This is a genomic window from Blastomonas sp. RAC04 (assembly GCF_001713435.1).
Lineage (GTDB): Bacteria > Pseudomonadota > Alphaproteobacteria > Sphingomonadales > Sphingomonadaceae > Blastomonas > Blastomonas fulva.
In genome coordinates this window covers 3696825-3711139 of record NZ_CP016460.1, presented here as the reverse complement: position 1 = coordinate 3711139, position 14315 = coordinate 3696825, and the positions used below count along the sequence as shown (strand labels likewise).

Annotated in this window: 12 protein-coding genes; 7 read left to right on the top strand and 5 right to left on the bottom strand. The window is 63.0% G+C overall.

Features of this window, described 5'->3' with window-relative positions:
• Positions 1 to 28: 28 nt before the first annotated feature.
• Entirely contained in the window at positions 29 to 2878 is a 2850-nt protein-coding gene (locus BSY18_RS18225) for a TonB-dependent receptor domain-containing protein (protein ID WP_069051439.1), read from the bottom strand.
• Positions 2879 to 3286: 408 nt separating this feature from the next.
• Between BSY18_RS18225 and BSY18_RS18220 the strand changes: the two genes are divergently transcribed.
• The 3 genes from BSY18_RS18220 (at position 3287) to BSY18_RS18210 (ending at position 5446) form a co-directional block, all read left to right on the top strand.
• A complete protein-coding gene (locus BSY18_RS18220) occupies positions 3287 to 3799 on the top strand; it encodes a MarR family winged helix-turn-helix transcriptional regulator (protein WP_069051438.1) in 513 nt (170 codons plus the stop codon).
• Between the two features lie 74 nt (positions 3800 to 3873).
• A complete protein-coding gene (locus tag BSY18_RS18215) occupies positions 3874 to 4428 on the top strand; it encodes a nuclear transport factor 2 family protein (RefSeq protein WP_069051437.1) in 555 nt (184 codons plus the stop codon).
• Between the two features lie 148 nt (positions 4429 to 4576).
• Complete coding sequence (locus BSY18_RS18210; protein WP_171900276.1) at positions 4577 to 5446, top strand: alpha/beta hydrolase; 870 nt, start codon at positions 4577 to 4579, stop codon at positions 5444 to 5446.
• On the opposite strand, the gene BSY18_RS18205 is transcribed toward BSY18_RS18210, so the two are convergent.
• Positions 5431 to 5928 carry a DUF3237 domain-containing protein gene (locus tag BSY18_RS18205; protein ID WP_171900275.1) on the bottom strand — a complete coding sequence of 166 codons (498 nt, stop codon included), beginning with the start codon at positions 5926 to 5928 and terminating at the stop codon, positions 5431 to 5433. The genes BSY18_RS18210 and BSY18_RS18205 overlap by 16 nt on opposite strands.
• A gap of 107 nt (positions 5929 to 6035) precedes the next feature.
• Between BSY18_RS18205 and BSY18_RS18200 the strand changes: the two genes are divergently transcribed.
• The 3 genes from BSY18_RS18200 to BSY18_RS18190 are packed head-to-tail and all read left to right on the top strand — an operon-like array spanning position 6036 to position 9026.
• A complete protein-coding gene (locus BSY18_RS18200) occupies positions 6036 to 7721 on the top strand; it encodes a CocE/NonD family hydrolase (RefSeq protein WP_069051434.1) in 1686 nt (561 codons plus the stop codon).
• The gene (locus BSY18_RS18195) at positions 7718 to 8530 is read left to right on the top strand and encodes a nuclear transport factor 2 family protein (protein WP_069051433.1); all 813 of its coding nucleotides are present in this window, start codon (positions 7718 to 7720) and stop codon (positions 8528 to 8530) included. Before BSY18_RS18200 ends, BSY18_RS18195 begins: the two co-directional genes overlap by 4 nt.
• Before the next feature lie 10 nt (positions 8531 to 8540).
• Positions 8541 to 9026 carry a DUF3237 family protein gene (locus BSY18_RS18190; protein ID WP_069051432.1) on the top strand — a complete coding sequence of 162 codons (486 nt, stop codon included), beginning with the start codon at positions 8541 to 8543 and terminating at the stop codon, positions 9024 to 9026.
• On the opposite strand, the gene BSY18_RS18185 is transcribed toward BSY18_RS18190, so the two are convergent.
• Both BSY18_RS18185 and BSY18_RS18180 read right to left on the bottom strand, forming a co-directional pair.
• Positions 9013 to 10659: an FAD-dependent oxidoreductase gene (locus BSY18_RS18185; protein WP_069051431.1), complete on the bottom strand. Its 1647-nt coding sequence runs from the start codon at positions 10657 to 10659 to the stop codon at positions 9013 to 9015. The two genes, BSY18_RS18190 and BSY18_RS18185, sit on opposite strands and share 14 nt — an antisense overlap.
• Positions 10660 to 10711: 52 nt before the next feature.
• A complete protein-coding gene (locus BSY18_RS18180; RefSeq protein ID WP_069051430.1) occupies positions 10712 to 11197 on the bottom strand; it encodes a MarR family winged helix-turn-helix transcriptional regulator in 486 nt (161 codons plus the stop codon).
• 242 nt (positions 11198 to 11439) lie between these two features.
• Between BSY18_RS18180 and BSY18_RS18175 the strand changes: the two genes are divergently transcribed.
• On the top strand, positions 11440 to 12888 hold the full coding sequence (locus BSY18_RS18175) for a carotenoid oxygenase family protein (RefSeq protein WP_069051429.1): 1449 nt from the start codon (positions 11440 to 11442) through the stop codon (positions 12886 to 12888).
• Positions 12889 to 12945: 57 nt separating this feature from the next.
• Here BSY18_RS18175 and BSY18_RS18170 read toward each other — a convergent pair whose 3' ends face one another.
• On the bottom strand, positions 12946 to 14289 hold the full coding sequence (locus BSY18_RS18170) for an MFS transporter (RefSeq protein WP_069051428.1): 1344 nt from the start codon (positions 14287 to 14289) through the stop codon (positions 12946 to 12948).
• Positions 14290 to 14315 lie beyond the last annotated feature (26 nt).

The window sequence follows — 14315 nt, the reverse complement described above, 5'->3', positions numbered from 1 at the left end:
ACAGCCGCTTCCCGGGCCTTGAGTGGCATCAGTAGGCGAAACGGACGCCGAACTTGAACGATCGCCCGATCACATCATACAGCACCGGATTGGTCACCCCGAAGCTGGAGGGGAGGTCGTTGGGCGGGTCCTGATTGAACAGGTTGTTGATCACACCGAAGAGCTGCACCTTGGTGTTGCCGCGCTCGAACAGGTCGTACTGAACGTTGAAGTTCAGACGCCATTCCTCGTCGACCGAATTGTCGCTGATGCTGTTGGCCAAAGTGGGGCTATAGCCCTGCTGGTGCGGCCCGATCTGGGTCGCGTTGTAGACACCCGACGAAATGTAGCGGATCTGCATGGCGGCGCTGATCGGCTTGGCCGAAAGACCAAGCGTCAGGCTGCCGGTGAAGGTGGGCAGACCCGACGGTTGCGAAACCGGGCCGCCGTTCATGCCCGCACGGTTCACCGATGTACCGGTGCCATCGATGGTGATCAGGTCGAGCACATAGGTACCCAGAGCCCGCACCGAGATCCCGACACCTGACAGTTCGGTGGTATAGCTGAACTCGGCATCGACACCGCGGGTCTTGAGCGAATTGAGGTTGAGGTTGACGTTGCGCACGCTGCTCAGGAGCCCGCCGGCATCGCGCGTGATCAGGTTGCACAGCTCGGTCGCACCCGCCTGGCAGCGGTTGACGATGATCTGTCCGCCCAGCGTCGAGACCGCCCCGTCGAGCGAGATGTCGTAATAATCGACTGACAGGCTGACATTGCGCGCGGGGCTGATGACCGCGCCGATGGTGAAGGTGTCGGCCACTTCGGGCACCAGATTGGGATTGCCGCCGAGCTGCACCGAGGTCAGGAAACTGCCCGAGTTGCGCGGATCGGTGAGAAACTGGAAACTGGTGCTGATCGGGGCGTTGAGCTCGAAGAAATTGGGCGCCCGGATATCGCGAGACCGGGTAGCCCGGATCCGCAGGCCTTCGGCTGGTTCCCACACCCCGCCGACCTTCCAGGAGGTGACCGAACCGCTGGTGGAGTAATCGGTGATGCGCACCGCTCCGTTGAGCGAAAGCGAATAGAAGAACGGGACATCGGCCAGCAGCGGTGCAGCCGCTTCGAGATAGGCTTCCTTGACCTTGATCGCTGGACCGGTGATCGCCTGGCCCGGGCTGGTGATGAAGCGCAGCGCGGTGGAGATCGGATCTGCCGTACCTTCGGCATCTTCGACGCGGTATTCAGCGCCGGCAGCGACAGAGAATGATCCACCCGGCAGTTCGAACAGGTCCCCCTGGACGTTGAGTGCGGCCACGTGCTGGGTCAGGCTGGTGCGCTGCGAAGCGGTGCCATAGGCATAGGCCACCGCTGCTTGGCTGAACCGGTTCTCGCCGAACAGATTAAGCGGGCGGCACCCTGCGACCAGAGGATTGGTCGGCTGGGTGAGGGTCGAGCGGCAGACGATGTTGCCGTTGGCGACGCCGGTCTGAAACAGGCCCTGATCGACTGCATCCACCGCACGGGCAAAATTGTCGGTGATCTGGGTATTGGTGGTGTCCTGCGAATAATTGGTGCGGCCATATTGATAATAGGCGTCCCATTTGAACGTGCTGCCGAAGCTGCCCGACAGGCCGACAACGCCGCGATAGGTTTCACGCTGAACATCTGCCACCGGCGGCCCGATATCGTTCGACACGCGACCGAACGAAAAGCTTGTCTGGTTGGCCGTCACCAGCCTGGCGCGCAGATCTGCGGGCAGGAAAGCATTGTCCCGCTGGATCGTGATGTTGCCGGTGTTGCGCGACGCTGCGCCCAGCGTTGCGGAGTTGACCTGGCCATAGGACCCTTCGGCAAAAATCTGGAGATTGTCGCTGATGTCGAATTTGACGTGTCCGAAGCCGACGATCCGCTCGACCGGGGCCACCAGCGGGAAGTTGTTGTAGAAGCCGTTGACCGGATCGGCGCTGCCACCCGACTGGAAGATGCCGCCATTGGCAAAGGTCGGTCCGGTTCCGAAGAACGTGCCGTAGTCGTGCGCAAAGCTGCTGCCATCTGGGCGGAAAGTCGTTCCGCGCAGCACGCCGCTGGTGATCAGGCCGCCGAAGTTGGACGTCGACGTGCGGGTGTTAGGCAGCAGCACCTGCCGCGCCAGGCCGTTGGTCTGGGGGGTAGGGTTGGAGATCGTGTTGTAGCTGACTGAGCACCAGTCGCGGGTGTAGCAGTCGCCCACGCCCTTGTTGTCGGAATATTCGACGCCCAGCACGACATGGCCGCGCCCATCAGCGAACTGCGTGCCGCCCGCCAGCGTCGCGAAGAACTCCTCATTGTCGTTCTGCTGCGAAATTCCGTACTGCACGCTGCCGCGCAGCCCTTGCAGCTGGGTATCGATCAGGATGTTGACGACACCTGCAACCGCGTCGGACCCGTATGCAGCCGATGCACCGCCGGTCACCACTTCGGTCCGGTTGATCAGGACGGTCGGGATAAGCGAAAGATCGACGGCACCGGCAGGCGAGAAGCCGCCGCCTGCGACGGTACCGGCGACAACGCGCCGGCCATCGATCAGCACAAGCGTGCGACTGGCGCCCAGACCGCGAAGATCGGCAAGGTTGGCACCGGCATTGCTTGAGAAGATGCCCACCGTGGCGGGGGTCGATTGCGGACGAAAGGCCGGGATGGTGTTGAGCAGGTCGGCAATGTTCGATGACCCCTGCTGCTGCAGGTCCTGCTGCCCGATGACGGTGACGGGCGTAGGAGCGGTGAAGCCGGTGGCCGCAATGCGCGAGCCGGTGACGATGATCTCGGTTGCAGGAGCCTCCTCAGGCTGCGACTCGACCGGCTGTGCATCCTGTGCATGTGCACTCGGTGCCCAAAGCAGCGCCGCACTCACTGCCGCCATGCTCGCTGTGCCAAAGGGGCGACGTTTCGGCCGTGTCATCATCCTGTATCTCCCTAGTCGCGGCGCGCCTTTCGCGGCACGTCCTTCTCGTTGATCTATCAACAATCAAATTGATAAGTCAACGATAATGCGGGTCGCGTCCCAATAATTTTTGCGCGTGATGCGGAGCGCCGGGCTCCCGCGAAGACCCCTCTTCGCTCCCCGACAGGCCAGGGTTGCAGGCCGGTTTCGTACTGCCAGCGCTTCGGTGCTGAATGCCCTCGCCACAAATGGCGGGGTGACAGCGACGATTGGTGCGCTATGATAAGTCAAAGGTCGCCGGGAAAAGGCGGACGGATCACAAGCGGAAGATTGATGAGCAGACACGACCCAGGCTTAGAAGCTGATAATGGCAAAGCCAAAGCGATTGTGGAAGGCACAGCGTCGGCTGTCAGTTCCATCGAGGACCTCTCGGGCTGGAAGCTCAACAACCTCGATTACCCGACTTTCCGCATCACCCTGCTCGCCAAGATCATGGATCGGCTGACGATTCGTCAATTTACCGACAAGGGTGATCTCACTTATGCCGAGTGGCGCGTGCTCTCGCGCCTTGGCACCTTGCCCGAAGGCGGCACGGTGGGTCATGTTGCCGAACTGGCCTGGGTCGATCGTGCCGAAGTCAGCCGGGCGGCGGCGGCGCTCGAGCTGCGTGGACTCACGTCTCGCCGCGAAAATGTTCAGGACCGCCGCAAGCCGATCCTGTTTCTGACCCCGGTCGGACGCAAGCTCTACTTCACCAATCTGGCAGAGCGCAGTGCCTTTCACGAAGCGCTGCTGGTCGACCTCACCGATGCCGAACGCGCGCTGCTGGACACGCTGCTGTTGCGCGTGGGCCAGCGCCTGCTCGACATTTTCCGGGACTCAACCCGCGCGCCCGATTGACATTGCGCAACTTTCCTTGAACAATCAAAGAAAAGCAGGCGAGCAGGCTGCAGTTGATTGGCAAGGAGAGCGTTATGTCGGAATGCGCATGGCCCAATGGCGTGCCGGCCATCATGCCGGCGGAAGATCGCGCCGAAATCACCGAGCTTTTCGCGCGCTATGCCTGGGGCATCGATCTTGCCGACGAGGAGCAGGTGCTGGACACATTTGCTGAAGATGGCGAATTCGATCATCTCTGGCAGGGAAAGGCCTCGGGCCATGAGGCGATAAGGGAACACTTGCACGGGCTGTGGTTCGACCGGCAGCATTGGTGGTTCGGCAGGCAGCACCTGTTCAACCATTTCATCATGGAGCCGCATCCCGAAGGCGCGCGGGTGCGCTGCTTTTTCCAGATCGTTCAGTGGAATGCCGATTATGGCACCAACTTCATCTTCGGCATCGGAACGCGAGATGACCGCCTCGTCAAGCGCGACGGCCGCTGGAAGTTCTTCCGGCTGTTCGTGAATGCGTGGACCAAGGCCGATCAGGTGCCCTGGAAAGCTGAACGGACGATGACGCCACGACCGATCAACAATGCCCCTGCGGCTGATTGCAGACCGTTCAGCGTCCAGTCGAAAGACCCGTGGTGAGACTCGCGGCGGCCAATCCGCGCGCCGGCACACTGCATCCCCTTGCCGATCGACTCCCTGAAGCAAGGTCGCCTTCCCTTCGACCGGCTGGTGGTTTGGAATGTGCCGCAGGCCCCGCCATCAAGCCGATCCTGCCGATGGAGGCTGCATGAGCGACGTTCTTGAGCGTATCCGCGCGCTGGGCAGCGCCTTCAGCCTCGAACAGATACAGGGGTCGGCGGCGATATTTGCGCCTTTGCTGCCTGCATGCGACGAAACCATCGTCGAGCGCGATGTCGCCTACGGGCCTGACCCGCGTCACCGGCTTGACCTGTTCGGCGCGCGCAAGCCCGGTATCGCGCGACCGATCGTCGCGTTCGTGCACGGCGGCGGCTTTATCGGTGGCGACAAGGGCGCGGCAGGAGCACCGTTCTACAACAATGTCGGTGCATGGGCCGCGCGGCACGGATGGGTCGGCTGCACGATCACCTATCGGCTGGCACCCGCACATCCATGGCCTGCGGGACGCGATGACGTGGCGTCGGCGATCGGCTGGCTGCGCGCCCATGCAGCCGACATCGGCGGCGATGCCGATCGTATCGTGCTTATCGGGCAGTCGGCTGGCGCGGCCCATGTCGCGGCTTTTGCAGCGACCGACGCCGCTACGGGCGCATTGGCAGGCGCTGCGATGCTGTCGGGGATCTACGATGTCGCAAACGCCGACCGCAATCCCTATCAATCGGCTTATTATGGCGACGATCCCACGCAGTTCGCCGCGCAGTCGAGCATCGAGGGGCTGGCAGCCACGCCGCTGCCCTGCCTGTACACCGTCGCGGAGTTCGATCCGCCCGATTTCCAGCGGCAGGCCGCCGCAATGATCTCGCGGCGCGTGGCTGCGACCGGTGCCTGGCCCGAGTTTCATCGGCTCGCCGGGCAGAATCACATCACCCCGGTTCAGCAGATCGGGTCATCGGCCGATGCCGTCGGCCCGATCCTGGCCGGCTTTATCGACCAGGTGACGCGTCAATCGATCGTATAATAGCGGAACAGCGAATGGTCGGGCTCGTCCGCATCGATCAGCTTGGGGCGGCGTTGGCCGACGCCGACGATCACCGTGCGGTTGAGCCAGTCATGCGGCCCTTCGGGCGCCCTGAAATAGGGCGTGCAGCGAAAATAGCGCGCGATGGCGGGCTCTTCATCGGGCGATTGGCCGTGCGCGCGCAGCGGCCCATGAACATAGCCCAGATTGCGGATGTAGATCAGCGCGCCGTCGTCGGTCTTGATCATGTAATGCGCGTTGAGTTCAACCACGCCGTCGGCGCGGACGACGGGCCAGTCGGCGCCGCTGTAATCGACCAGCATGCCGTTGAGCCGCGGACCGGTCACGGTGCTGCCTTCGCCGATCGACGTGTAGCCCTGCTGCGCGCCACCATAAATCGGCCCCAGCGACCAGCGCTTGTCGAAATTGATGCGGATATCGAAGGCGTGGCTGTGGCGCAGCGCGAGCGCGGATTCGTCCATCAGGCTCTCCTTTTGTTGTTTGCCGGCACCCAGCATAAACTTGGGCTTGCGCAATTGATAAGACGCATTATCATGATTAATCAACAAATAAATGACGAGGCGAGGGCATGACCGAAACGTTCGAGCTGGCGATGCTTCCGGGCACGGATCCTGCGACCAATCCCTACAAGCCGCCCCTCCCCCCGCTCGGCGTGCACAGCGAAGTCATCGACGGGATGCTGTTCGAACGCAACGTGCCGGTCAAGATGCGCGACGGCATCACCATCTATGTCGATCTGTTTCGGCCCGACGGAGCGGCAGGCGAACAGAATCTCCCGGTGCTGCTCGCCTGGAGCCCCTATGGCAAGCACGGCAAGGCGGACAATCTGTGGCCACCTGCGGGAATCGAGAACGGCTGGATCAGCCGCCACACCGCGTTCGAGGCCCCCGACCCCGTCTACTGGACCAGAGCAGGTTATGCCGTGTGCTATCCCGATCCGCGCGGCAGCTGGCTGTCGGAAGGCGAATTGCGCCACAACGGCCAGGGTGAAGGCGAAGATGTTTATGACCTGATCGAATGGCTGGGCACGCAGGACTGGTCGAACGGCAAGGTCGGCATGACGGGCGTGTCCTATCTGGCCTGTATCCAGTATCTGGTCGGCCCGATGAAGCCCCCGCACCTCGCCGCGCTCAACCCGTGGGAGGGCTTTTCGGACTGGTATCGCGAGTTCTGCTATCACGGCGGAATGCGCGAGACCTGTTTTGTCGAACGCGCAGCGCGCAATCTGAACTGGTCGACGACGCGCACCGAAAACACCGCCGAGAACGCCCGGCTCCACCCGCTTCACGATGCCTATTGGCGCAGCAAGGAGGTGGACCTTTCGGCCATCGACTTGCCCGTTTTTGTGGTCGCCAGCTGGTCCGATCACGGGCTGCACACGCGCGGGACGCTGGAAGCGTACAAGGCCATATCCAGCGAGCAGAAGTGGCTGCTGGTCCACGGCCAGAAGAAATGGCGGCATTATTATACGCCCGAAAACGTCGTGCTGCAGCGGCAGTTCTTCGATCATTTCCTGAAAAGTGAACCCGATACGATGGCCGGCTGGCCCAAGGTGCGTATCCAGGTGCGCACCCAAGGCAGCGAGGGGCAATGGCGAGACGAGACCGAGTACCCGTTGGCGCGCACCGATTATCGCCCGCTCTATCTAAGTGCCGCCGACGGGGCGCTGGTCGATAACCTGCCCGCAGCCGTATCCCGGGTGGAATATGAATCGAACGATCCCGATGCCGCCGCGACATTCGTTCACACCTTCGCCGCCGCCACCGAACTCACCGGCCATTTCAAGCTGCGGTTGTGGGTGCAGTCCGACGAAGCCGACGACATGGATCTGTTCATCGCACTCGACAAGCTCGACGCCAGCGGTGCGCGCGTTCCCTTCACATTCTATGCGCTGTATGACGATGGCCCGCTGGCGCTGGGCTGGCTGCGGGCATCGCACCGCGCCCTGGACGATGCACGGTCCACCCCCTGGCAGCCTGTCCATCGCCATGATGCCGAAAACCCGCTGCCGCGCGGCGAACCTGTACCGCTCGAGATCGAGATCTGGCCGACATCGGTGCGTTTCGATGCGGGCGAGTCGCTGCAGCTTTCCGTGAAGGGCAGCGATTTCTTCACCGAGGACCGCTACAATCTCGCCTTTGCGCGGCATGAGGATTTGCGCAACCATGGAACCCACAAGCTGCTGTCCGGCGGGCATCATGACAGCCATCTGCTGGTGCCCCACATCGCGATCGGTGAGGGGACCCCGGCATGAGCGGCTTCGACTACGCCGAATATATTGAGGCGTTCAATCGCGGCGACGACGCTGCGCTGATCGATCGCTATTTCGTCGAGGATTTCAAGTTCATCGGCACAACCCGCGCGTACAACAGCCGGGCGGAGTTTCTCGACTTCCTGCGCTGGGCGCATGACGGGGTGCGCGAGATCATCCGGCCGATCACCGTTCTGGAATCCGATAACAGCATCTTTGCCGAGATCGACATGGATTTTGTCGCCACCGCGCCGCGACCCGATTTTCCCTTCGGCCCGCTGATGCCCGGCGACATCAAGACGGTGAAGTTCTTCGTGCTGTACGCACTGCGCGATGGCATGGTCACCCAGCTCAAATCGATGACCTGGCCCGCCGAATATCACGTCAGCAAGGCCCCGATGCTGGGCAGCCACGCCGGGCAGCGCGCGGCGTTTCACGCTTATGCTACCGCGTTCAGCGCCGGCGACGGCGCGCGCTTTGGCAGCTATTACACAGACGATGTCGTGCTCGACCTGCCGTCTGCACCGCTGCTGGAGGGCCGCGCCGCGATTGTCGGCTTTTACACAGCGATGTTCGAACGGGTCCGCGAAACGCTGACCATCAACCATCTGGTTGTCGACGATGGCGGGATTGCCGCCGACATCATCAGCACCTTCACCGCGCACGCCGACGCGCCGGACTTCCAGGTCATGCCGCTGCAGGCCGGACAGGCGGTCTCGGTGCGAGTGTTGGTTCATTACACACTTACCGCCGGACGCATCAGCCACATCAAGGTCGCCCGCGCCGGGCAGCCCGAGCTTCACCCTGCTTGAGAGGATCTCCATGACGCAAGCCCCCCACCCTTTCGCCCCACAGATGGAATATGCCTTTTCCATCGCCATCACGTTGACCAAGGCGCACTGGCTGCGTCCGACCACGATGGGTGCCACCCGCGCAGCGGTCTATGCCGCAGAAGGCACCGTCGAAGGCCCCAACATCAAGGGCAAGGTCGTGCCCATGAGCGGCGGCGACTGGCCGCTGCAGCGCCCCGACGGCGTCATCGATTTCGATGCGCGCTATCTGCTCGAAACCGATGACGGCACCCTGATCTACATGCAGAACCGCGGCTTCCGCTGGGCGTTCACCCCCGAAGTCGCCGAGCGCATGGCGCGCAACGAACCTGCCGACCCGTCGGAATATTACATGCGCGTCAGCCCCAAGTTCGACGTCCCCGAAGGTCCGTACGACTGGATGGCCAAGCACGTGTTCGTCGGCGTCGCAGAGAAGATCCCCGGCGCCAACCGCATCCATTATTTCAAGGTTCTCTAGCCGCGCCGCGCAGACGATCGACCAGGCCGGACGGATCATCGATGGCATTGCCGCGCCATGCGACATGTCCGTCTGGCCGAGCGATCAACAGGTTGTGCGTATACTCGGCGGGCACACGGTCAAGCGTTCGGTCGAAATGCAGCACCGTAAGGGGCAGTCCGCACCGCGCGGCGGCCTCGATAATGGGCGCCGTGTCCATGGATCGATCGAACACCAGCAGGCTGTAACCCGCTCCCAAAAGGTCATAGAGCGGGCGACCGTCGGCAACGACAAAATGCGGAACCCGGCACCCCGGCACGGTCGACGGCACGTAATCGTGCATGGTGTAGGCCGGCTGCGCGTCACCGTCATAAGCGATGATCGGCGAGGCATCGTAAAAATAGCCGTAGTTCAGCCCGGCACAGGCGAATTGCTGGACATTGAGCCGATAAGCCGCCTCCCCCACCTGCGCGCGCGCAGCTTCGCCTTCAGGCGTATCGTCCTCGATCTCGGGCGGCAGCGTGGTACGCTCGCGGATCGCGCGTGCGGCGTGGCTCATGGCAAAGCGCGACACCTGCTCGGTGATCGGCTTGCGCTCGGCGACATAGGCATCGAGAATGTCGGGGCTGGCCCATCCCTGGATCACCCCGGCCAGCTGCCATGACAGGTCCATCGCATCGGCAATGCCGGCGTTCATGCCATAGCCTGCATACGGCACCCACAGATGCGCCGCATCGCCCGCGATGAAAATGCGGTCCTTGCGGAAGACATCGGCGACCAGCCTGCGGCCGATCCAGTCCTCATGCGCCACGATCTCGAGCGGAAAGTCGCAATCCACGCCGAGGATCGCGCGTATCCCGGCGTCGCGGTCGATCGAATCGAAGTCGGCCTCGTCGGGCAGCAGATAGTTGTGCACCAGCCAGCGACGGATGCCGTCGATCGCCAGCACGGTCCCTGCGCGTTCGGGATTGTAGTTGTAGCTCATCCACGCCGGGCCGCTGCCGAGTGCTCCAAGCAGCGCTGGGGAATCGATCAATGTCGACTGCACCCGCTGGATCACCGCATCGCCTTCGAGCTGGCCGCCGATCAATTTGCGGACAGTCGAGGTGCCGCCATCGCAACCGGCCATGTAGCGGGCCTGCACCGTGATCGTCCTGCCATCATCGAGGCTCTCGATGGTCGCGCTAACGCCATCTCGGTCCTGCGTTGCCGATACAAAGCGGCAGTGCGACAGGATCGTGATGCGGGGATCGGCAGCGGCGCGCGCGAACAGGATCGGCTCGAAATGGATCTGGTTGACCCGGTGCGGCGGCTCGGGCGTGGGCCAGTCGGTGTCCGGTCCGCCCGTTGCCGTATATCGGTCTTGCCGGCTGGGAATGCGGATACGGGCCATCTCCTTGCCCGTCATCCGGGTACGAAAGACGATGTCGTTGGGAAAATCATCGGGCAGGCCGACCGCGCGCACCGCCCTCGAGAGCCCCAGCCTGCGAAATATCTCCATCGTGCGCGATGCGATATGGTTGCATTTGACGCTGGGCAGCTGACCGGCGGGCCGCGCTTCTACCAGCGTCACCGTCACCCCGCGCGCCGCCAGGTCTATGGCCAGCAGCATGCCGACGGGACCGCCACCGATAACGAGAACGTCGCATGCCATAACCGAGTCTCCCTCAAACAAGTAAGACGTCTTACTTATTTGCAAGGGGAGGTCAAGCGTCGGTGATGGGCGTACGGATGCTGGTGTTGAAAGCGTCCACGAAATGTCCGAGCAGCCGCACGAACGCGGCCGCGTCGTCTTCGCTGAAAACGTCCAGCGCGCGGGCTTGCGACCGGCGCGAAGCCGTTTCTGCCTGCGCCCGGATCGCCTCGCCGGCGGGCGTAATCGTCAGCATCCTGCGGCGGCGATCGCCCGGATCTGTCTTGCGCTCGATGAACCCCCGCTCTTCGAGATTGGTGACCACCAGCCCGGTCGTCGAACGATCCAGGCCCAGGAGGCGCGCGAGACTGGCCTGGTCGATCGATATGCCGCCCTGCAATGCGATCAGCATGCCGAACTGGGTCGAGGTGATCGCCAGATCGTCGGTTTCCTCGGCAAACAGCGCGCTGGTGATCTGATGCGCGCGGCGGATCAAAAAGCCGGGGCGCCCGTAAAGGTCGGCGAGACTGCCGTTGTCCAATCGATCGTCAGGTTTCATGACGCAATCGCTATCACGTCGTGCTGCGATTGGCGAGCCGGGTGCAAGGGCGCCAGGCGCAACCGCTGCCTGTCAGACGCCGCCATTCTGCCCACCCGCGCGGCGGCCCAAGATTGACTTTGGCGGCCGTATGTTGAACAATCAATGAAATTGGGGAGTGGAATTTGATGTCTGCAATCGATGTTCGCGATCCCCGTTCAGCCGCCCCGCGATGAGGGCAGCAGCCACCAAGGAGAGAAACGATGGAAGTCCGCTTCCCTGATTTACCGCTCTACACCGGCTGGGGAAAGCCGTTGCGGACCGAATCCACCGTCGACGGGCTGGAGCTGATCGAAGGGACCGTGCCTGCCGAGCTGGACGGGACATGGTATCGCGCCGGTCCCGATCGCCAATATGCCCCGATGCTGGGCGATGACATCTTCATCGACGGTGAAGGCATGGCGCACATGATCCGGATCCGCGACGGCAGCGTGTCTTATCGCAGCCGCTGGGTGCGCAACGCCCGGTTCAACGCCCAGGCCGCAGCCGGCCGGTCGCTGTTCGGCAAATATCGCAACCGTTTCACCGACGATCCATCGGTCGAGGGGATCAGCGGCGGTACCGCCAATACCAATGTCATTTTTCACAACGGCCGATTGCTGGTGCTGAAGGAGGACGATCTGCCGTTCGAGGTCGACCCCGATACGCTCGACCCGATCGGCATTTACGCTTTCGATGGCAAGGTCCGCGCCACCTCGCTCAGCGCGCATCCCAAATGGTTTCCCGATGACGGCCGCCTGCTCACCTACAGCTATCAGGCCAAGGGCGACGGCAGCAACGACGTCGTGTTCTATGACATGGATGACCACGGCAACATTCACGACGAGATCTGGTTCGAGATGCCATGGGCGTCGATCTGCCATGATTTCGCGGTGACGCCCCATTACGCGATCTTTCCCTTCATGCCGCTGGTGACCACGCTGGACAATATCAAGCGCGGCACCACCTTCTACGAATGGCATCCCGACAAGCAGGTCGTCGTGGCATTGGTGAAGCGCGGCGGAAAGGCAGAGGATATCCGCTGGTTCCGTGGCCCCGCCGGATCGTTGTCGCACATGATGAATGCCTTCGAGGATGGCGACAAGGTTCACCTCGACGCCTGCTATTATGACGGTAACTGCTTCCCGTTCTTCCCCACGCCCGAAGGCAAGCATGTGGAGGGCTGCCCGCCGATCTTGTCACGCCTGACGTTCGACCTCAGCCGCAACGATGATGGCTTCGACCGGCGTCCGCTGATCAACACGCCCGGCGAAATGCCTCGCGCCGATGATCGCTATCAGGGCCAGGCGTGCGGCAAAGGCTATTTGATCGTCGGACGTCAGCCGGACGGATCGAGCGGCATCGGGTGCGTCGATCTGGCGACCGGCGAACTCACCCGCTGGGCGCCCGGAGCGCTCGCCTCGGTGCACGAGCCGCAATTTGTGCCCCGCTACAAGGGGTCTGCCGAAGGGGACGGCTGGCTGCTCGTCATCGTCAACCGACTGGATGCCGGCCACAGTGAGCTTGCGATCCTTGATGCGCAGGACATCACGCGCGGCCCGGTGGCGCGGCTGCATCTGCCGGTGCGGGTGCGCTCCACGTTCCACGGCACCTGGGTCGATGGCGAAAAACTGCGCGCGCACGCGCCTGGCGAGATGGCCGAAACAGTCTGACCTGACCGGCTGCGGCAGGCGGGACGAACCGCCTGCCGCATGGTTGCGCCGCTCGGTTCAGGCGACGGCAGGTTCGCCTGCAGCAGGTTCCTCGCGCATCGGACGAAGGTTCGCCACCAGCAGCGCGACGATCACGGGCGAGATCGCAATGATCGCAAGCGTGAACTGCAGCGAAAACGCCGATGCCAGGGCAAAACCGCCCAGCAGCGGGGCTATGATGCCTCCGATGCGGCCCGCTCCGCCCGCCCAGCCAATTCCGGTGGACCGGATGGCGGTGGGGTAGACCCGCGTCATCAGCATGTTGAGGCCAGCCTGCCCGCCCGACTGGCAGAAGCTCCAGCCCAGGAGAAGCGGGACGAAATACGGCGATTCGAACGGCACCGTGCCGATCAGCGTCAGCGATACTGCAATACCCAGATAATAGGCCGGGATCAGCCGGTTGGGCGGGAACCGGTCCATCAGGAACCCGATGGTTACCGTTCCCACCATGCCGCCGAGAAATCCGATCATCGAGACGATGGCAAAGCGTTGGATGCTGATGCCGGCCATCTCCTGGAAGAATGTCGGCAGCCAGGCGGCAAGCAGCGCAATGTTGCCCATGCTGAGCAGGCAGGCCAGCCAGACCAGGGTCGTCGTGCGCGCGCGCCCATCGCGAAACACATCGACGACGCGCGTCTTGCGGCCCTTGCCGGGCCGATCGGGTGTGACGAAACGCTCCTCGCCGGTCAGTTGGAGATCGGGCTCGATCAACGCGATGGTGCGCGCAATCCCCGGATCGCTGGCGTTGCGTTCCACCCGGAAGGTCAGCGATTCAGGCAGGAACAGCCCAAGCAGCGGAACCAGAGCCAGCGGCAGCAGCCCGCCGATCCAGAACGCGGCCTGCCAACCATAGTCGGGAATGAGCAGCGCGGCTGCGGCCCCTGCCGCGCTGCCGGCGCTATAGCCCGCGATCGAAAGCGCGATGAAAGTCGATCGCCGCCGTTCCGGCGTGAATTCGGCAACGAGAGCCACGGCCCCGGGCAGGACAGCCGCCAGAAACAGTCCGGCCAGTCCGCGCAGGACGGCGAGGGCAACGATCGACGTCGCAAAGGTCGTCGCGACCGACAATATCCCGAAGATCGCGCAACACAGCATCAGCGACCGCTTGCGGCCGAACTTGTCAAACAGCGGGCTGACCAGAAACGCGCCGACCGCAAGCCCGATCTGTTGAAACAGGAACACCAGAGTCATGGCGGCAGGCGTAACCCCGAAGTCCGCAGCGATGGCCGGGGCGATCTTGCCCACGACGAAGATATCGAACCCGTCGATGAACATCACCACGGTCAGCATGGCCAGCACTCTGAAATGCACGGGCTTCAATTGCTGGCGGTCGATAAACTGTTGAACGTCAAAGGACTGCATGACCTTGCTCTCCCATCCGCGACTCT

Coding starts and splice junctions, on each gene's coding strand:
- BSY18_RS18180 (WP_069051430.1), bottom strand. CDS start 11,197: ATGAAACCTGACGATCGATTGGACAACGGCAGTCTCGCCGACCTTTAC.
- BSY18_RS18195 (WP_069051433.1), top strand. CDS start 7,718: ATGAGCGGCTTCGACTACGCCGAATATATTGAGGCGTTCAATCGCGGC.
- BSY18_RS18185 (WP_069051431.1), bottom strand. CDS start 10,659: ATGGCATGCGACGTTCTCGTTATCGGTGGCGGTCCCGTCGGCATGCTG.
- BSY18_RS18215 (WP_069051437.1), top strand. CDS start 3,874: ATGTCGGAATGCGCATGGCCCAATGGCGTGCCGGCCATCATGCCGGCG.
- BSY18_RS18225 (WP_069051439.1), bottom strand. CDS start 2,878: ATGGCGGCAGTGAGTGCGGCGCTGCTTTGGGCACCGAGTGCACATGCA.
- BSY18_RS18170 (WP_069051428.1), bottom strand. CDS start 14,289: ATGCAGTCCTTTGACGTTCAACAGTTTATCGACCGCCAGCAATTGAAG.
- BSY18_RS18200 (WP_069051434.1), top strand. CDS start 6,036: ATGACCGAAACGTTCGAGCTGGCGATGCTTCCGGGCACGGATCCTGCG.
- BSY18_RS18210 (WP_171900276.1), top strand. CDS start 4,577: ATGAGCGACGTTCTTGAGCGTATCCGCGCGCTGGGCAGCGCCTTCAGC.
- BSY18_RS18205 (WP_171900275.1), bottom strand. CDS start 5,928: ATGGACGAATCCGCGCTCGCGCTGCGCCACAGCCACGCCTTCGATATC.
- BSY18_RS18175 (WP_069051429.1), top strand. CDS start 11,440: ATGGAAGTCCGCTTCCCTGATTTACCGCTCTACACCGGCTGGGGAAAG.
- BSY18_RS18190 (WP_069051432.1), top strand. CDS start 8,541: ATGACGCAAGCCCCCCACCCTTTCGCCCCACAGATGGAATATGCCTTT.